The organism is Endozoicomonas sp. ALB115, assembly GCF_049310245.1.
Taxonomy (GTDB): Bacteria; Pseudomonadota; Gammaproteobacteria; order Pseudomonadales; family Endozoicomonadaceae; genus Endozoicomonas.
Genome location: NZ_JBLYZG010000184.1, coordinates 1 through 1,309, shown reverse-complemented (window position 1 = coordinate 1,309; position 1,309 = coordinate 1). Strand labels below are relative to the sequence as shown.

The 1,309-nt window shown below is 47.8% G+C and carries 1 protein-coding gene and 1 pseudogene; both read left to right on the top strand.

Translation table 11 applies throughout. The features are described from left to right. A pseudogene (locus ACO6VE_RS24515) lies at positions 1 to 441 on the top strand (IS4 family transposase); the annotation flags it as partial. Further along, entirely contained in the window at positions 438 to 1,289 is an 852-nt protein-coding gene (locus ACO6VE_RS24510; protein WP_422464119.1) for an IS4 family transposase, read from the top strand. The pseudogene ACO6VE_RS24515 and the gene ACO6VE_RS24510, both read left to right, overlap by 4 nt. The last annotated feature ends 20 nt before the right edge of the window (positions 1,290 to 1,309 follow it).

The window sequence follows — 1,309 nt, the reverse complement described above, 5'->3', positions numbered from 1 at the left end:
ATTACCTCTGATGACCTTAACTCTTTTCAGAGTTGTTACCCCAGCTGCAGGGTACGGGATTTTCCACCCATCAAAACGTTAACCTTGTTCATGCGACAGGTGGCCAGTGACACTAAATCATGTCGCCACGCCCTCATTGATGACGCGAGAGATCAGGTCGTCAAGGGCAAGAAGAATAAGGTGCCCAACACTGACACCAGCGCCTATTGCAAGGCGAGGCAACGATTGACTGAAGCATCCATAAGAGGCTTGCTGCGCACATCAGGCAATAACCTTGATCGCGCCTCGCCAGAATCGTGGCTATGGCATCAACGTCGTGTACTGCTTACTGATGGTTCAACATTGTTGATGCCTGACACTGAGAAAAATCAGAAAGAATATCCTCAGCCTGGCACCCAAAAAAAGGGCTTGGTTTCCCGATTCTCAGAATCCTCGTTTTGATCTCTCTTGGCAGTGGCGCATTGCTTAATTTTGCTGTGGCTGCCTACGAAGGGAAAGAAACCGGGGAACAAGCTTTGCTCAGGAAATTGTTCTCCCATCTGCAGGATGGCGACATCCTGTTAGGTGATGCGAATTTTGAGAACTACTTCCTGTTGGCTTTGCTGTTACAGGCCAAGGCTGACGTGGTTTTCGAGAAAAATGGTGCCCGCCATATTGATTTCCGGAAATGCGATCAAAAGCTGGGTAGCAAGGATGGATTATTCAAATTAACAAGACCCGTCCGACCTGAGTGGATGAGTCAGGAGCTTTATGATCAGATGCCAGCAGAGCTGGTAATCCGTGCTGTCAAGAACAAACGTCGCACCATCATCACCACTTTACTGGATGTTGAGGAGTATTCCCGGACAGAAATCATTGCGCTGTATCTGAAACGCTGGCACGTCGAGATAGATTTTGATGTGATCAAAACGACCATGAAAATGGATATGCTGCGCTGTAAAAGTCCGGAAATGGTGAGAAAAGAAATATCCATCAACTTTCTGGTATACAACCTGATACGGGCACTGATGGGGAAAACAGCAAAGCACATTGACAAGACTCCACGGGAATTGAGCTTTAAAACGGCTCAGGAAACACTGGCGTCATTCCTTCAGACGTTACTGGGAGCATCGGGTGATTGGCTGGAACAGAAGATCATTAATATGATGGACATCATAGGGCAGCATGTTGTTGGGAATCGACCAGGCCGGTCGGAGCCAAGGGCCGTTAAGAAACGACCAAAACCGCATAAAAGGCTCCAACATCCAAGATCACAAGCACGCAGACTCAAGAAATACCAAGGGAAGTGAGCTTAAGTCAGTGCCATTGG